Genomic DNA, 17,433 nt, shown 5'->3' on the forward strand with positions numbered 1-17,433 from the left:
CGTACTTTACCTAACGGTGTCGAAAACCTCAAACTAATTGGCACTAATAATATTAACGGTACGGGTAACAATGCTAATAATATCATCACCGGAAATAGTGGCAATAATCAAATTAATGGTGCTAATGGTGCTGATATTCTAACTGGTGGTCCAGGTGCAGATACTTTTATCTTCCAATTTGGCCAATCTACCACATCAGCAAGCGATCGTATCACAGATTTTGCCATCAATACTGATAAAATCGACTTATTAACTCAAGGTGGACTACCCATGAATGCGCCTAGTAGTTTCAGTCGCGCTACTGATAGCACTACTACCACTTTAGTAGATTTAGTCAATCAGGTATTTACTGATGCCAATGGAGCCACTACAGGTAATCAAGGATTAGGGGTTAATAGTGCCGCCTTAGTGCAGGTAACAACTGGTGCGATCGCTGGAACTTACCTCGTTATTAATGATAGCACAGATGGCTTCCAATCCAGCAATGATTTATTAATAAATATCACCGGATTTACTGGTACTTTACCTGCTTTAGGGAACATTCCCGTGAGTAATTTCTTTGTTTAATTAAGTAGGCGTAGGGTGCGTTAGGCGGCTATCAATTCCGTCAAAAAACCAAAATTAACAAGCCGCCGTAACGCACCACCTCTATCATTAAATTGGTGCGTTACGCTATCGCGCTTCACACCCTAGGAGTAAGCGGACAATTCAAATGAACCCAACAACCGCCAATTATGATGAACCCTGGAAAGAAGCATTAAGCGAGTATTTTGAAGCGTTTTTATGCTTCTTTTTTCCTGAAGTTCACCAATTGATTGATTGGACAAAAATTCCCGAATCCCTAGAAAAAGAACTCAAACGGATTACCGCTTCAGCAAAGACAAAAAAACGTTTCGCTGACAAACTCTATAAAGTTTGGTTACTCAGGGGTGAAGAAGTCTGGATTTTGATTCATATTGAAATTCAAAGTCAATACGAAGAAAATTTCCCTCAGAGGATGTATATTTATAACTATCGTGCCTTTGATTTGTATCAGAAACCGGTTATCAGTCTCGCTATATTAGGAGATGAAAGAGTAAATTGGCGACCAGATTCCTATAATTATACTATCGCTGGCTGTGAAGTGAGTTTGAAATTCCCAACAGTCAAATTACTGGACTATGAGGAAAGATGGACAGAACTAGAAGCAAGTAGCAATCCCTTTGCTATAATGGTCATGGCACACCTGAAAACAAAAGCGACTACCGGGAAGCTGCCACAACGGGAACAGTGGAAGTGGAAGTTAATTAGGGGATTATATGAAAAGGAGTTCGAGAGAGAACAGATAATTAAACTGTTTGAAATCATCGACAATATGATGACTTTATCAACTAAATTACAGTCAAGTTTAGAGAGTAAAATCAAACAATTTGAGGAGGAAAGAACCATGCCTTTAATGAGTAATATGGAGTTACGAGGAATCGAACGCGGTAAAGAAATTGGCAAGGAAATTGGCAAGGAAATTGGCAAGGAAATTGGTAAGGAAATAGGCGCGTTAGAAAAGGCTCGTAACTATATTAAAACAGTGCTGAAAATGCGATTGGGTGACATTCCAATAGACATTGAGCAAGCTGTGGATAAAATTGCTGTATTATCGATTTTAGACGAGTTACTGAAATCGGCATTAACCGTTAATTCTTTTGATGAGTTGCATCAACTTTTAGAACAATAGTCTCAGGAATTTTCTTCTCCAATGAACCCAACAACCGCCAATTATGATGAACCCTGGAAAGAAGCATTAAGCGAGTATTTTGAAGCGTTTTTACATTTCTTCTTTCCTGAAGTTCACCAATTAATTGATTGGACAAAAATTCCCGAATCTCTGGAAAAAGAACTGAAACGGATTACCGCTTCAGCAAAGACAAAAAAACGTTTCGCTGACAAACTCTATAAAGTTTGGTTACTCAGGGGTGAAGAAGTCTGGATTTTGATTCATATTGAAATTCAAAGTCAATACGAAGAAAATTTCCCTCAGAGGATGTATATTTATAACTATCGGGCCTTTGATTTGTATCAGAAACCGGTTATCAGTCTCGCTATATTAGGGGATGAACGAGTAAATTGGCGACCAGATTCCTATAATTATAATATCGCCGGCTGTGAAGTGAGTTTGAAATTCCCAACGGTTAAATTACTGGACTATGAGGAAAGATGGTCAGAACTAGAAGCAAGTAGCAATCCCTTTGCTATAATAGTCATGGCACACCTGAAAACAAAAGCGACTACTGGGAAGCTGCCAGAACGGGAACAGTGGAAGTGGACGTTAATCAGGGGATTATATGAAAAGGAGTTCGAGAGAGAACAGATAATTAAACTGTTTGAAATCATCGACAATATGATGACTTTATCCCCTGAATTGCAGTCAAGTTTAGAAAGTAAAATCAAACAATTTGATGAGGAAAGAACCATGCCTTTAATGAGTAATATGGAGTTACGAGGGATAGAACGCGGTAAGGAAATTGGTAAGGAAATTGGGGAGTTACGAGGTATAGAACGCGGCAAGGAAATTGGAGCGTTAGAAAATGCTCGTGATTTTGTCAAAACAGTTTTGCAAGCTCGCTTAGGTGAAGTTCCTTTAGATGTGGAACAATACCTGAATAAAGTTTCGGTACTATCTACATTACAAGAAATTGTTAAATTAGCAGCTACTGCTAATTCTCTCGCAGAATTTAAGCAGTCTTTGGCAAAAATCAATATCTAGAAAACGGGTTTCTTAGAAAACGGGTTTCTTTGAGAAACCCGTTTTCTGTATAATGTTAATTTATGTTATAGAAACCTTGAAAAATTCGTGATTCTTTGCATAAAATAGTCGCATTAATCTTTTGCAGTTAACGTCATGACTTCTACCCTCTTGCCGAGCCTTGCTGCTGTTGACGATGTTTTGTTCAATTTTGCTCAATCTGATGGCTTGAGTCAAGCTAATCAGGTGGATAGTGCGAGAAATCAGCGTTTAACCGCACCCGAATTAAATACTGTAGTTTTCCTCGATGCTGGTGTTAGCGATTATCAAAGTCTCCAAGCTGGAGTAATTCCAGAAGTCGCCACGGTTATTCTCTCTCCCAACGAAGACGGAATCGAACAAATCTCCGCTTTTTTACCACTGTTGAAACCTCAGATTTGTCGGATTTGCAGACATCTGGGGTTTTTCAGCCAGATATACCCTTCTTTGCCGGCTTAAGTACCTAAGCAAAATTAATGACACAAATCTAACCCCCCCCTTGCTCCTTGCCTATCTCCACTAGGAAATTTATTTTGCACCACTACCTAATTGTTTAATTTTCACCCTTTATTCAGGAAAAAGTCATGTCAACTCCTTTTTTAGTTAAAGATATCGACCCCGGTTCCTCTGGCTCCTTCCCCGGCTATCTGACGGCGCTGGGCAATACCCTGTACTTCCGGGCCTTTGACGGCGTTAACGGTGAGGAATTGTGGAGGAGCGACGGCACGGCGGCCGGTACGGTTTTGGTCAAAGATATCCGCCCCAGTTCCTCTAGCTCCTACCCCAGCAATCTAACGCCAGTGGGCAATACCCTGTTCTTCAGTGCCAATGACGGCGGTTACGAGAGCATGGGCTACGGCGGTGGCCACTCCACTGAATTATGGAAAAGCGACGGCACGGCGGCCGGTACGGTTCTGGTCAAAGATATCAACCCAGGCGGTGACTATATGGTACCCTTTGGCTCCTTCCCTGAAAATCTGACGGCAGTGGGCAACACCCTGTTCTTCACTGCTAATGACAACGTTAACGGTCGGGAATTATGGAAAAGCGACGGCACGGAGGCTGGTACGGTTCTGGTCAAAGATATCCGCCCCGGTTCCTATGGCTCCCATTCCTATAGCTCCTCCCCCTACAATCTAACAGCGGTGGGCAATACCCTGTTCTTCACTGCTTTTGACGACGTTAACGGTCGGGAATTGTGGAAGAGCAACGGCACGGCGGCCGGTACAGTTCTGGTCAGAGATATCCGCGCCGGTTCCTTTGGTTCCTACCCCAGCAATCTAACGGCGCTGGGCAACACCCTGTTCTTCACTGCTTTTGACGGCGTGAACGGTTGGGAGTTGTGGAGGAGCGACGGCACGGCGGCCGGTACGGTTCTGGTCAAAGATATCCGCCCCGGTTCCTATACTAGCTCCGACCCAGAAAATCTAACGGCAGTGGGCAATACTCTGTTCTTCACTGCCAATGACGGCGTGAACGGTACTGAATTGTGGAAAAGCGACGGCACGGCCGCAGGTACGGTTCTGGTCAGAGATATCCGCGCAGGTTCCTCTAGCTCCAACCCAGAAAATCTAACGGCAGTGGGCAACACCCTGTTCTTCACTGCTTTTGACGGCGTGAACGGTTGGGAGTTGTGGAGGAGCGACGGCACGGCGGCCGGTACGGTTCTGGTCAAAGATATCCGCCCCGGTTCCTATACTAGCTCCGACCCAGAAAATCTAACGGCAGTGGGCAATACTCTGTTCTTCACTGCTTTTGACGACGTGAACGGTACTGAATTATGGAAAAGCGACGGCACGGCGGCCGGTACGGTTCTGGTGGCCGACATCATCCCCGGTGCCTCTGGCTACGGCCCCAGCAGTCTGAAGGTAGTGGGCAATACTTTGTTCTTCACTGCCAATAACGGCGTTAACGGTCAGGAATTGTGGGCCTTAAATGTGGGGGGTCCCACAGTTCCCACCCTCGCTATTGCCGCCACCAATGCCAATCAAACCGAGGGCAACAGTGGCAGTAAAGCCTTTACCTTCACCGTCACTCGTTCGGTTAATACCACGGGAACCAATAACGTCAGTTGGGCAGTTACCGGCAGCGGAACCAATCCTGCCAATGCCACTGATTTTGTCGGAGGAGTGTTACCGTCAGGAACCTTGAGTTTTGCGACGGGGGAAACCTCAAAAGTGATTACTGTTGACGTTCAGGGAGATACAACGGTAGAACTGAACGAAAACTTTACCGTCACCCTCTCCAATGCCACCAACGGCGCTACTATTACCACCGCTACTGCCACGGGAACCATCGAAAATGATGATGTAGCAATCCCCATCCTCACCATTGCCGCCACCAGCAGCAGTCAAACCGAGGGCAACAGTGGCAGTAAAGCTTTTACTTTCACCGTCACTCGTGCGGTTAATACCACGGGAAGCAATAACGTCAACTGGGCAGTTACCGGCACTGGAACCAATCCTGCCAATGCCACTGATTTTGTCGGGGGATTGTTACCCAGTGGGGTAGTAAGTTTTGCCCCGGGGGAAACCTCAAAAGTGATTACTGTTGACGTTCAGGGAGATACAACGGTAGAACTGAACGAAAACTTTACCGTCACCCTCTCCAATGCCACCAACGGCGCTACTATTACCACCGCTACTGCCACGGGAACCATTCAAAATGATGATGTAGCAATCCCCACCCTCGCTATTGCCGCCACCAATGCCAATCAAACCGAGGGCAACAGTGGCAGTAAAGCCTTCACCTTCACCGTCACTCGTGCGGATAACACCACGGGAAGCAATAACGTTAACTGGGCAGTTACCGGCAGCGGCAGCAATCCTGCTAATGCCACTGATTTTGTCGGGGGAGTATTACCGTCAGGAACCTTGAGTTTTGCGACGGGGGAAACCTCAAAAGTGATTACTGTTGACGTTCAGGGAGATACAACGGTAGAACTGAACGAAAACTTTACCGTCACCCTCTCCAATGCCACCAACGGCGCTACTATTACCACCGCTACTGCCACCGGAACCATTCAAAATGATGATGTAGCAATCCCCACCCTGGCTATTGCCGCCACCAATGCCAATCAAACCGAGGGCAACAGTGGCAGTAAAGCCTTCACCTTCACCGTCACTCGTTCAGTTAATACCACAGGAACCAATAACGTTAACTGGGCAGTTACCGGCAGCGGAACCAATCCTGCTAATGCCACGGATTTTGTCGGGTCCGTGTTACCATCAGGAACCTTGAGTTTTGCCGCCGGGGAAACCTCAAAAGTAATTACTGTTAACGTTCAGGGGGATACAACAGTAGAACCGAACGAAAACTTTACCGTCACCCTCTCCAATGCCACCAACGGTGCTACTATCACCACCGCTACTGCCACGGGAACCATCAATAATGATGACTTTATCGGTACTTCTGGTCCTGACACCCTTGTGGGTACTTCTGGAGCAGATGCCATGACTGGATTAGCCGGAAACGATACTTATACGGTAAATGATGCCGGGGATTTGGTCATTGAAGCTCTCAACCAGGGAACCGATACCGTGCAGGCTTCCATTTTCTATACTCTTCCCGACAACGTGGAAAATCTCCTTCTCACTGGTACTGGTAATCTTAATGGCACGGGTAATGGCTTAAATAACCAGATTACAGGGAATAGTGGCAATAATAACCTCAATGGTGCTGCTGGAGTCGATACTTTAACTGGTGGGGTGGGGACAGACATCTTCATCTTCCAATTTGGTCAGTCCACAGCCGCAGCCCTAGACCGAGTTACGGATTTTGCTATTGGTACTGATAAAATTGACCTGCTTAGTCAAGCTGGTGGGGCCATTAATGCCCCGGTCGCTTTTACCCGGGCAACAGATAGCACCACGACCAATATTAACACCATTGTTACTAACGTCTTTACCGATGCTAATGGCGCAACAGCCGGAAATCAAGCTCTCGGAATTAACAGCGCTGTTTTAGTGCGGGACAATAGTTCTTCTACTTACCTAATTATCAACGACGGTACGCTTGGCTTCCAAAGTGCTAATGATTTGGTGATTAATCTCACCGGGTTAACGGGTACTTTACCAGCGCTCGGCACTATTGCGGTCAATAGTTTCTTTGTCTAGATTAATGGGGGGATTAATTCTCCCCTTTTAATGCTCCCGTTCAAGTAATTTTGATACAAAAAAAGTTAAGAGGCTCTTCTCGACTTTGTGTTATAATTTTTGCTTATGAAACAACCGTGAAATACCTATCAGGCAAGACTTTTAGGGCTATTTTGACGTTCGGCGATGCTCAGTCGAGCGGCGGAAGAAACTAGAAAATATCAGTATAGACCTCGTTTCCACACATAAACCAGAAGAACCCAAATACTGATGGGCAGTCAGGAGTTTAAGCTTGTGGAGAGACTGTAAGACTCCTTGAGATTCGTCTCAAAAAGCAGGTTTCTGTGAAGCAAGAATCTCCCATCACACAGCTTGGCATTGTGATGGCGAGAGTGTCACAATTGTGTTCAATTACTCGTCATCCCAGTCATGCCTTCCAGCGGTCAAGTGAAATCGATTTTTTTTCTGATCCTCTTTCTCCTCAGTATTCTAGGGGGTATTCTACTGGCTTCGCTACTTCAACAACCAGCGATCGCGCAATCTCCCTCCTCGGATACAGTGCTGAATCGTTATCAAATTGGACAGCAAACCTATCTAGAAAATTGTGCCACTTGCCATATTGCCATTCCTCCCAGCATCCTACCCAGTCAAACTTGGAAAAAAATCCTAGAAAATCCTAATTCTCACTATGGTATCCGTTTAAAACCAATTGTTGGCATTACTCAGCGTCTTATCTGGGATTATCTCAGTTATTCTTCCCGCCCTCTTACCCAGACTACTTTTGTTCCCCTCCTAATTGAACAGTCCACCTATGTAAAGGTTTTGCACCCTAGGGTCAATTTACCCACTGCCCTCGGTCACACCACCTGTGTCACCTGTCATCCCAACGCTTCCCGCTACGATTATAAAACCCTTACCCCCATCTGGGATGATGCAGCCTAATCAGTTATCAGTTATCAGTGATCAGTTATCAGTTTTCAGCTTCTGAAGGCAAGGGGCAAAAGACAGAATCTGACAATTCTCCTACCTAAAAAGAAGGTTAGAAACTAAGCACATCAAAGCTTTTAGCTTAACCAATTAGGTCTTAGATTCGGCCCTTGTTTTCAGATGTGAGTTTTTAGTTCACTGATTACTGATTACTGTTTACTGATCACTGAGAGGGGGTGCAGTTAAGGTGATTTCGCCAATTTGGCCAGCTTTACCCATTAATTGGGCAGGTTTTTGGTTAAGAGAGATTTTAACACCGCCAGCATTGCCCGATCGAATATTTAAACTCTTTTGGGCTGTCCAAGTTTGTTTAGTACCCGGTTGGAGATTGCCTTCATGGACTTTTTGGCCATCGGCAATTACCCTTACCCAAGCGGCCTGTTCAATAGTTACTTCGGCTGAGAGGGGAACTTTTGACTGAGGAGAAGGGGAAGGAGAGGCTACCGGTGCGGGAGGGACTACCGGCGCGGGGGAAACCACGGGGGAAGGAGAGGGAGTAAGGGCAGGGGGGTTAGAGAGAGGGGGACGGAGGAAAAGATAGCCAATACCACAAAATATGCCCGCCAGCAAGCCTAGCCAGAGATACATCCCGAAAAAGGTTGATTTAGCCGGTTGGGAGCCAGTTTCCGGGGCTGGTTTTTCTGGTTTCACCGGTTCCACTTTTGGGGCAGCGGGTTCAGCCTTGGGGAGAGGGGTAACTTTTGTGGGCAGTGTTTTCGGGATAGTTACCTCTTGAGCTAATTGTTCCGCACTAGGAGACAAGCGATCGGCTAAAGCTTTACCATCAATTTTTAGAGCATCACCGTAGCGTTTGATAAATCCCTTGACATAAATTAATTCTGGTAATTTCTGCCAATTCCCCGTTTCCAACGCTTCTAGCATTGGTAATCTAATCATCGTCAGGGCGGCGATATCGTCTATGCTCAGGCCGCTTTCTTCCCGTTTTTGACGTAAATAAGTCCCGATTTCCTTGATTTGTTCGGCTTGTAGGGGACTGAGTTGACTCATAATTCCAGTCATAATCTATACCAATTAGATGATAATCTCGATTTTGTTATTTTGGGATAATCTGTTCTCTAGAAGCTCCTTTCACCTTGTCATCATTACCGGCGAAAAGGTTCCAAAAACTGGCAAAAATCGGCAATACTTGCCAAAGTTAAGTTTTTTATTCTCGGTTGACTGCACTGGCTACTTAGTGCATACATTTGTTCTCAATACTGGTTTTTCTCCAACTCTCAGCTGATCGCTAATTATGACCTTTATTCCCCATCCCGACACCGCCCCCCTTAACCTTACCTGTGCCGTAGTCACGGTGAGCGATACTCGTACCCAAGAGACGGATAGGAGTGGCCAAATAATTCAAGAGTTACTAACTCGATCGGGTCATGATATCGGCCTATACTTAATTATCCCCGATCAACCCTTACAAATTCAAGCAATCTTACCAGAGATTAGTAATCAAAATCAGATAAAAGTCTTAATTCTCAATGGGGGTACGGGTATTGCTCCCAGAGACAATACCTATGATGCTTTAGTACCTTTATTAAGGATTACTTTGCCCGGTTTTGGCGAATTATTTCGTTATCTCAGCTATCAGGAAATTGGCTCCCGTGCCATGGCATCAAGGGCAATAGCTGGGGTTTATCAAAACTTATTAGTCTTTTCTCTCCCCGGTTCCACTAATGCCGTTAAATTAGCCCTAGAAAAACTGATTCTTCCCGAAATCTTACATCTGGTTAAACAGATGAATGGATAATTTATTGGGATTTGATCTGGGCGGAAATTTCTTGAAAACATACATCCCAAAAATAGCCAGCTAGATTCACAGCACTTAACAGTTTAGGAATTCCTTCACTTAGACTAGCAAAACCTTGATTTTTAATCTGGAGAAAATCGATAGCGATTGCCAAAGTTAAAAGTGCTAAAGCGATGATTAAAATTTGGTAATAAGTTTTTATTATTCGCCGCCAAAATGCTAAACCATAAATCAGAATTGCGAGGGCATAAACGGAGATAGTCAAGAATTTGGGAATATTAAAATAGAGGAGAATGATATGAATTCTGAAGATTTCATTGATGGCAAAAAGTCCCGTTATTATGCCAGAAACAAGTAAAAAATTGTCAGAATTATTGAAACTTGTCTTGCGGGACAATAAAGCATAACTAAAAAGGCAAACAATCGGGGGTAAACAACAAAGAAACTGAAAAGCATGGGTTAATAAACCAGCGAGCGGAGTTGGGGGAGTAGCGGGAGGATAAAATAAAAGACTAGAGGGGAATTTTTCCCGATCAAACCCAGCAATCAAAGCTAAAATCAAGAGGAGAACGACAAGATTTATTTTCAGAAAATGCTGTTCTCGTGAGGACATAAGTATAGTAGTTTATAATTGTGGCTATTAACCACGGTATAATTCACAGAGTGCCGCTTTCTACAGGCTCGATCTACATACGGAAGCGCCAAGCATTTCCCTAATTGTGTTAAGGACAATTTTCTCGGTTTTCTATGCTCGCTCAAAAAGAACTTTTGTGTTTATTACAATTGGCTAGTCCCATTTTACCCGTCGGGGCCTATAGTTATTCCGAAGGGCTAGAAACCCTCGTCGAAAAGGGGATTATCTCCAATAGTGCCAGCTTAAATGATTGGTTAGAGCGATCGCTTTGTCAAGGCTCGATTCGCTTAGAAACGGCTGTTTTGGTAAGGGTATATCGTTGTTTTTGTCAAGAGGATTTTACAAAACTTAATTATTGGGATAATTGGTTATCGGCAACGCGGGAAACGGCCGAATTAAGACAGCAAAGCTGGCAAATGGGGCGATCGCTGTTAAACTTATTGCGGGAGTTAGCACCGGCCAGAGATAATCTACCAGAACAGGCTAATTATGCCACCGCTTTTGCGATCGGGGCAAGTAATTGGCAAATTGGCGAAGAATTAGCGGTTTTAGGCTATTTACACAGTTGGGCAAGTAATTTAATCAATGCAGGATTGCGTTTAATTCCCCTTGGACAAACCCTAGGACAATCCCTTCTGATCGGTTTACAGCCCAGTTTATTAACAGCAACAGCAGATATTATCAGTTTAGCCGATGAAAACCTGAGCAGTTGGAGTTGGGGGCTAAGTTTTGCCAGTATGAACCACGAAACCCAGTATAGTCGTCTATTTCGCAGTTAGAAATTAGCGATCAAATTTTTCGCTATTTTCTGGGAGAATATGCAAGTCTCTAGGAGTCTCTCTCTTGGGTTCAAGCCGACATTTTTAGGTAAAAAACCGAATAAGGTATAGTATGATTGAAAAAAATCTTAAGTCCTAGTTCTCGCTTTCAGAGTGACTAAGGGTTTTAAGGAAAGATGCGAACACTCTACCTAGCCACAGTGTACCAATGTTTAGTCAATCAGAAAAAATTCCCGTTTCGGTGTTAATTCCCGCCAAAAACGAGGAATCTAACCTTCCCGCCTGTTTAGAGAGTGTTGCTAGGGCTGATGAAGTGTTTGTCGTCGATTCCCAAAGTAGCGATCGCTCGATCGAAATATCTACAAACTATGGGGCTAATGTAGTCCAATTTTATTTTAATGGTCGTTGGCCGAAAAAGAAAAACTGGTCCCTCGATAATCTGCCTTTTCGCAATGAATGGGTATTAATCGTCGATTGTGATGAGAGAATCACCCCCGAACTATGGGACGAAATTGCCAGCGTGATCCAAGATCCCAACTATAACGGTTATTATCTCAATCGTCGCGTCTTCTTCCTCGGACAATGGATTCGTTATGGTGGCAAGTATCCCGACTGGAATCTGCGCTTATTTAAACATAAGTCGGGCAGATACGAGAATTTAAACACGGAAGATATCCCCAACACGGGAGATAACGAGGTTCACGAACACGTTATCCTCGATGGCAAGGTGGGATATCTGAAAAATGATATGCTGCACATCGATTTCCGCGATATCTATCATTGGTTAGAAAGACATAATCGTTATTCCAACTGGGAGGCGCGAGTTTATTACAATATTCTCACGGGTAATGACGAAAGTGGCACGATCGGAGCGCACCTGTTCGGTGATGCGGTGCAGAGGAAACGTTTTTTAAAGAAAATTTGGGTAAAATTGCCCTTTAAACCGCTGCTGCGCTTTATTCTCTTTTATTTTATCCGTCTCGGTTTCTTGGATGGCAAAGCTGGTTATATCTACGGTCGTCTTTTGAGTCAGTACGAATACCAAATTGGGGTTAAATTGTACGAATTACGGCAATTTGGCGGTAAATTAAACGTTAATGCCCATGCTAATCCCCCGGTTAAACCCTCGGAACCTCAACCCGCGGAAATGATTAAATAAGTCCTATGTCCCCAGAAATCCGCACCGATGAGGAAGCGTGGCTAGATCTGCGTACCTACGATCAATCTTGGTTTGAGCGCGGTCGTTCTCATCCGATTATCCTACTTTGGTGGTTAGTACAGGGAATTCTTTTTCCCCTCAGTTTGCACCAAATGGACAGCTTTCGCTGCGCTATTTTGCGACTATTCGGGGCTAAAATCGGCCTTGGGGTGAAAATTCGCCCGACGGCAAGGGTTACTTATCCTTGGAAAGTGGCGATCGGCGATTATACTTGGATCGGCGATGATGTGGTGATTTATAGTTTAGATAACGTTACCATCGGCAGTCATTGTGTGATTTCTCAAAAATGTTATCTTTGCACTGGCAGTCACGATCCCTGCGATCGCTCTTTCAGCTTAAAAACCGCTCCCATCCTCATTGGTAATGGTACATGGATCGCGGCCGATTGTTTTTTGGCTCCGGGGGTAAAAATTGGCTCTAATGTTGTTATTGGGGCAAGAAGTAGCGTATTTGCTGATATTCCCGCTCAAAAGGTCGCTTGGGGCAGTCCCTGTCGTCCTCAATACGATAGAAAGATGAATTCTTATAGTAGTTAAGCTTAAGAGGCATTTTATCTCAAATGTCGGGGTGAAGACTCAAATCCCAAAGTCGAAAGTCCTGCTCATAGGATGCCGTCATCGATTTATCTCCTTCTAAGCTCAATTAACATTATATTAATAATCCGCCAGCAGTAAGCGCTTAAAAACGGATTTGGTGTCAAAATGTGTTGTTTTCTTGATTGTCTGAAGATTGAACACGAAAGGGAGGCGCAACATAATCGGAAGGTAAATAATTTTCGGGAATGGTTGTTGTATTTCCATCTCGTAGGGAGGTGTAACTGGGAGAGAGAATCTCAATCCCAGCTTCATTACACTTGTCTTGAATATTTTGATGGAGTTCTGAATAAATTATTACCATCAAATTGGGTTGGTTAGTGTAAGCGTTTAATTGATAACTGATGTAAAAATTATCTAGGCTAGTTTGCAGGACAAAAGGTGCGGGTTCTTTGAGAATATGCACAGTTTCTAGAGCAGCTTCAATTAAGGTTTTGTGGGCTTTTCGCCAAGGCAGATCGTACCCGAGGGTAATCGTTGTCTGAATAATTAGATTTTTGTTTAATTCCCGCGAGGAAATACTAAAGTTAATCACATTACTACTTAATAAAGATGAGTTAGGAATAGTAATTATTTTATTAGTGGGAGTGCAAATGCGAATTACTAAGAAGTTTTTTTCAATTAGATCGCCAATTACCTCTCCCACTTGAATGTGATCTCCGATGCGAAAGGCACGGGTATAGATAAGAATAATTCCCCCAATAACATTGGCGATCGCCGAAGTAGAACCAAGGGATAAAAGAAGACCAAGAAAAACAGAAACACCGCGGAAAGCAGGGGAATCAAAACCGGGCAAATAGGGAAAAGCAACTATTGCTGCTAAGGCAATAATTATGACTAATAGGAGATTGTAAGTAGGTTTAGCCCAATCAGTATAAAAACCAGGAATAACCAGATTTCCTCTTTCTATGGCTGTAAAAAAGGGCTTGATTAGCCGGATTAAGTAGTAGGTTATAAAAATGATTATGGCAATAATAAAGGCATTGGGAAGATATTGGCCAATGGACGATAAAACCAGTTCTAATGATTGATAAAAATAACCTAAAATACTCTCGCCAAAAACTCTTGTCCAGGGAAATAAACGAAGTACAAATGTTGCATAATTAAATAATAATAAAAAGAGAACAAGTAAGCGAATTATCCGAAGAACTCGCAGCCAAAAAAAGCTTATATTAGAGGAAGATACAATCTCAACATTCCCGATTTGAATGCCCGGTGTCAAGGATTCAATCAAACGTCTAATAAAGGGAAATAGCTTCCCTGAAGTTTTGATAACTGCAAAGCTAATAATCAGGAAGGCAAAGCTGGCTATAACCGTATAAATGATGTTCTTAAGTAGTTGTTCGGGTTTTCGATCTTGGCGATATTGAGCGATAGCAACCTGAATTTTTTGTAAAGCTTGTTGAGCTAAAACCTTCGGCGTTGAACGATAGGCTTTTGCATCTCGCTCCGTCACCGTTAGAATTACTTCTTGATCTACACTTAAATAAAGTGAGTTATCATCAGGAATCTGCTTAATTGTCAGGTTCTCAACAGGAATAGAATCATTTTGAGCAATTCTTTCAATTCTCCGGGTAATAGCGTTAGCTCTCTCCTCCGCCGAAAATGAAGAAACTCCACGCCGGATAAAAAAGAGAGTTTTTCCATCTAACATAACTGGAAAGCCGTCAATTTTATTTTCCGGTTGTGTCGGATTTTGAGCTATTCCCAAAAGAGGGGACGTTAGAGTCAGTAGTAAAACTACAAAAAATATGACCAAGGTATGCCCAATTTTTTTCATCCATCCTCTAGCTTTAGATGGTGTAGTTAGCATTAAATATCTTTGATTAATATCGACAACTGGTACAAATTGCATAGGATTAAGTCAGATTTTTTTGTGTGTATTCGGGTAATATTTAGGCATTACTGTCCTCGATGAGATGCAGCTCTTCTAGGTTGAGACAGGAGGGAAATTTTCACATCTGAAAGCTATTCTTGCAACTACTAGCACCATCGACGTGCAGGGGAACTTGCCAGCCGGTTTCTCTGTTCAATGTTTCTAGAACCTCATTAATTTCTTGGACGGGTTCATAACTACCATCAAAGGTACTACCCATAATTGCAATTACCCCGATCGTATTCTCATTAATTAGTTTAATTGCCTCGGTCGCCTTGAGATGAAAACGATTCCCTTCCATCGGCACAAAACGCGGTTCTACCTCCCAATAACGACAGAATTTTTGCCAACAAACCTGCACATTAATGCCCATGACTAAATTAGGTTTGTCGGTGGGTTTACCCTCTTTTTGTCGGCGTTTGCGCCATTGCCATTTTAAAGCCATGCCTTCCAACATCGCAGCTTCACTGGAACCAATGGTAGAACAACCGGTTGCCGCTTCGCTTTCGGGAGCATTCCAGAGTCTAGCGATCATATTCACACAACGCAGTTCAATTTCGGCAGTTTGTGGGTATTCATCCTTGTCGATCATGTTTTTATCGAAGGTTTCCCCCATTAATTGTTTGGCTTCCGGTTCCATCCAAGTGGTGACAAAAGTAGCCAGATTCAGGCGAGAATTACCATCAAGGGCGAGTTCATCGCGGATTAAATTGTAGGCCACCGCCGGCGGCATTTCTCCCTCGGGAATCTCGTATTTAGGTACAGCGGAAGTCAGGGCGCGGGAAGCATAGGTGGGGGTAATTAGTGCCTCTTCCGGACTAAGGCGATCGAGATTAATTTTCTGATGAACCATAACTTCCTTAATAAAATATCTTTTTTGCTGAGAGTAAATTACCAATCATTCCCAAAATAATAGCAATAATCGAGACGGATAAAAAATAGGAAAGCATCCCTTGGGTTGCTACCAGTCGCCGCATCGCCGTACTATTAATACTTGTATTGGAGGTTTGATAACAAGCCGCCATACAAAAACCTTGATAGAGAAATTCCGTCCAATTGGGTCGATCGCAATTGGGAAAAACTAGGCCTTTACCATCATGATAGTAGCGCACTGCATATTCTTGGCTGTAGATCATTTGTCTGGCTAACCAAGCACTAATAATACTAAATCCTGTTTAAAGGGTTAATTATTGCTACTATGGCAAGAGTGCCTCCTGCCTGACTTGCACCAGGAGTCTGTTAATAGCTTCGGAAATTGTCAAAACCGAGATGTAGTTACTCATTGAACACCACAAAGGCTAAAATATGGAGTGTTATTTATGAGCCATTTATCCCTATCCGAACAGATTACCGCGGAACTTCTGGCAATCCTGATCGAAGAAGAAGTCACCTATCCCTGGGATGTAACCGCTGTTGAGAGTCATGATCCCTTAGACCTGACAGAAACGCCTTTTTCTCTGTGTGAAGGACTGGAAGCGACGGCGATCGAAGCACAAGCTGATAGATTCTTTAACAGTTTACACCAAAAATTCCCGACAGTTTCCGTTTCACCCCGGTCTAATATCTTTGATAAATTTGCCTCTTTATTGCCGGCCGAACATTTAAATCGTCTAGTAGAAAGCGCTGAAAATCTAGTTGATAGTCAATTAGACAACCTTGATCGCCTTGTTGTTTGTCTTAGCGATCTCTTTCCCCAATGGTCTCCAGAAGATTTACAGGTTTTTGCTCGTCCCTACGCCTATACTATGCGTAATGGCCAGAGCGAAACCAATATAGAAACCGAAAATTGGCAAAGTCTTTCCGAAATTGAACAAATTCGCCGGAGTGCAGCCATTGCCAGCCAGATTTTCCGCGACCTGTCTTCTCCTCAATAGTCATCTCATTCTATTCTGCACGACTACATTAGGTTACACTTCATCTTTATGAGAAACGCTATATCTCTTTATCTGATTTTTTGGTTTTTGTTTCTACCCGTCAGAAAGATTCTATAACTTGTGATTAACTTTGAAAGCACTTTTTAGGGTTGGATGCGTCATCAGACGCATCCTATATTTTCAAAGTTTCTTACCTAAAATGTCGGATGAATGCCCCCGCTAAATTTTTCGACAAGACATCAACCTTTGCGGGGGATGAAATCCGACCAGGATATTGACTGCGAAGCACGATTTTAATTTTACCATTTGTAGGTAAACTGTGTTATACTTAATTTATCCAGGGTCGAAGATTAATCAATGCTAGTCGTAGAAGCGAAGCTAAAAAACGGGACACCAGAGCAATATCACCGGCTTGATGAAGCTATCAAAACTTCTCAGTTTGTGCGTAACTCTTGTGTTCGTCATTGGATGGACAATAAGGGGACAACCCGCAATGATCTCCAAAAACTTTGCTCGGTACTAGCTAACAATAAAGAGACACCATGGGTTAATAAATTAAACTCACAAGCTCGTCAATCGGCTGCTGATAGAGCCTGGCAATCAATTAATCAGTTTTACCAGAATTGTCATGCTAAGATACCAGGGAAAAAGGGGTTTCCTCGGTTCAAAAAGCATAGCCGTTCGGTTGAGTATAAACTAACAGGCTACAAACTATCTGATGATCGACGTAAAATCAGATTTACTGACGGTTTTAAAGCAGGAGAATTTGATTTATCGTGTAGTCAAAAAACCTTAGTTTATTATTCAGAGCAACAGATTAAACGGGTAAGAGTTGTTAGACGTGCTGATGGTTATTATTGCCA

17 protein-coding genes are annotated in these 17,433 nt (G+C 43.3%); 12 read left to right on the forward strand and 5 right to left on the reverse strand.

The window, feature by feature from the left end; all coding sequences use genetic code 11:
* The 6 genes from H6G48_RS09190 to H6G48_RS09215 all read left to right on the forward strand — a co-directional run.
* A partial coding sequence (locus H6G48_RS09190) for a bluetail domain-containing putative surface protein (RefSeq protein ID WP_277925601.1) occupies positions 1 to 567 on the forward strand: 567 nt, incomplete at its 5' end.
* Positions 568 to 712: 145 nt separating this feature from the next.
* Positions 713 to 1,711: an RpnC/YadD family protein gene (locus tag H6G48_RS09195; RefSeq protein ID WP_190721204.1), complete on the forward strand. Its 999-nt coding sequence runs from the start codon at positions 713 to 715 to the stop codon at positions 1,709 to 1,711.
* 21 nt (positions 1,712 to 1,732) lie between these two features.
* Entirely contained in the window at positions 1,733 to 2,740 is a 1,008-nt protein-coding gene (locus H6G48_RS09200; RefSeq protein WP_190721206.1) for an RpnC/YadD family protein, read from the forward strand.
* Positions 2,741 to 2,875: 135 nt separating this feature from the next.
* Positions 2,876 to 3,217, forward strand: coding sequence for a DUF4347 domain-containing protein (locus tag H6G48_RS09205; RefSeq protein ID WP_190721208.1), 342 nt, complete (start codon positions 2,876 to 2,878; stop codon positions 3,215 to 3,217).
* 125 nt (positions 3,218 to 3,342) lie between these two features.
* A complete protein-coding gene (locus H6G48_RS09210) occupies positions 3,343 to 6,873 on the forward strand; it encodes an ELWxxDGT repeat protein (RefSeq protein WP_190721210.1) in 3,531 nt (1,176 codons plus the stop codon).
* Between the two features lie 408 nt (positions 6,874 to 7,281).
* Entirely contained in the window at positions 7,282 to 7,794 is a 513-nt protein-coding gene (locus H6G48_RS09215) for a dihem cytochrome c family protein (protein WP_190721212.1), read from the forward strand.
* A gap of 201 nt (positions 7,795 to 7,995) precedes the next feature.
* Here H6G48_RS09215 and H6G48_RS09220 read toward each other — a convergent pair whose 3' ends face one another.
* A complete protein-coding gene (locus H6G48_RS09220; RefSeq protein ID WP_190721215.1) occupies positions 7,996 to 8,859 on the reverse strand; it encodes a helix-turn-helix domain-containing protein in 864 nt (287 codons plus the stop codon).
* 232 nt (positions 8,860 to 9,091) lie between these two features.
* Between H6G48_RS09220 and H6G48_RS09225 the strand changes: the two genes are divergently transcribed.
* Positions 9,092 to 9,595: a MogA/MoaB family molybdenum cofactor biosynthesis protein gene (locus tag H6G48_RS09225; protein ID WP_190721218.1), complete on the forward strand. Its 504-nt coding sequence runs from the start codon at positions 9,092 to 9,094 to the stop codon at positions 9,593 to 9,595.
* Position 9,596: 1 nt separating this feature from the next.
* Here H6G48_RS09225 and H6G48_RS09230 read toward each other — a convergent pair whose 3' ends face one another.
* Positions 9,597 to 10,208: a hypothetical protein gene (locus H6G48_RS09230; RefSeq protein ID WP_190721220.1), complete on the reverse strand. Its 612-nt coding sequence runs from the start codon at positions 10,206 to 10,208 to the stop codon at positions 9,597 to 9,599.
* 134 nt (positions 10,209 to 10,342) lie between these two features.
* Here H6G48_RS09230 and H6G48_RS09235 point away from each other — a divergent pair, with 134 nt between their 5' ends.
* The 3 genes from H6G48_RS09235 (at position 10,343) to hpsU (ending at position 12,763) form a co-directional block, all read left to right on the forward strand.
* Positions 10,343 to 11,008, forward strand: a complete 666-nt coding sequence (locus H6G48_RS09235; RefSeq protein ID WP_190721222.1) for an urease accessory protein UreF — start codon at positions 10,343 to 10,345, stop codon at positions 11,006 to 11,008.
* Between the two features lie 208 nt (positions 11,009 to 11,216).
* Positions 11,217 to 12,167, forward strand: coding sequence for a glycosyltransferase family 2 protein (locus H6G48_RS09240; RefSeq protein WP_190721224.1), 951 nt, complete (start codon positions 11,217 to 11,219; stop codon positions 12,165 to 12,167).
* A 5-nt stretch (positions 12,168 to 12,172) separates the two neighbouring features.
* Entirely contained in the window at positions 12,173 to 12,763 is a 591-nt protein-coding gene (hpsU, locus tag H6G48_RS09245) for a hormogonium polysaccharide biosynthesis acetyltransferase HpsU (RefSeq protein WP_190721226.1), read from the forward strand.
* 160 nt (positions 12,764 to 12,923) lie between these two features.
* On the opposite strand, the gene H6G48_RS09250 is transcribed toward hpsU, so the two are convergent.
* From H6G48_RS09250 to H6G48_RS09260, 3 genes are all read right to left on the reverse strand, one after another.
* Complete coding sequence (locus tag H6G48_RS09250; protein WP_190721228.1) at positions 12,924 to 14,675, reverse strand: mechanosensitive ion channel family protein; 1,752 nt, start codon at positions 14,673 to 14,675, stop codon at positions 12,924 to 12,926.
* Positions 14,676 to 14,775: 100 nt separating this feature from the next.
* On the reverse strand, positions 14,776 to 15,549 hold the full coding sequence (locus H6G48_RS09255) for a pyridoxal-dependent decarboxylase (protein WP_242034601.1): 774 nt from the start codon (positions 15,547 to 15,549) through the stop codon (positions 14,776 to 14,778).
* Positions 15,550 to 15,556: 7 nt separating this feature from the next.
* Positions 15,557 to 15,859 (reverse strand): DUF1345 domain-containing protein, encoded by a 303-nt coding sequence (locus tag H6G48_RS09260; protein ID WP_341275494.1) that lies wholly within the window; start codon positions 15,857 to 15,859, stop codon positions 15,557 to 15,559.
* Between the two features lie 156 nt (positions 15,860 to 16,015).
* Between H6G48_RS09260 and H6G48_RS09265 the strand changes: the two genes are divergently transcribed.
* Positions 16,016 to 16,570 (forward strand): hypothetical protein, encoded by a 555-nt coding sequence (locus H6G48_RS09265; protein ID WP_190721230.1) that lies wholly within the window; start codon positions 16,016 to 16,018, stop codon positions 16,568 to 16,570.
* 357 nt (positions 16,571 to 16,927) lie between these two features.
* The coding region (locus H6G48_RS09270) for a nuclease/transposase family protein (protein ID WP_479724316.1) at positions 16,928 to 17,433 on the forward strand (506 nt) is incomplete at its 3' end.

Source organism: Microcystis flos-aquae FACHB-1344, from assembly GCF_014698375.1.
In the GTDB taxonomy this organism is placed as follows: domain Bacteria; phylum Cyanobacteriota; class Cyanobacteriia; order Cyanobacteriales; family Microcystaceae; genus Microcystis; species Microcystis aeruginosa.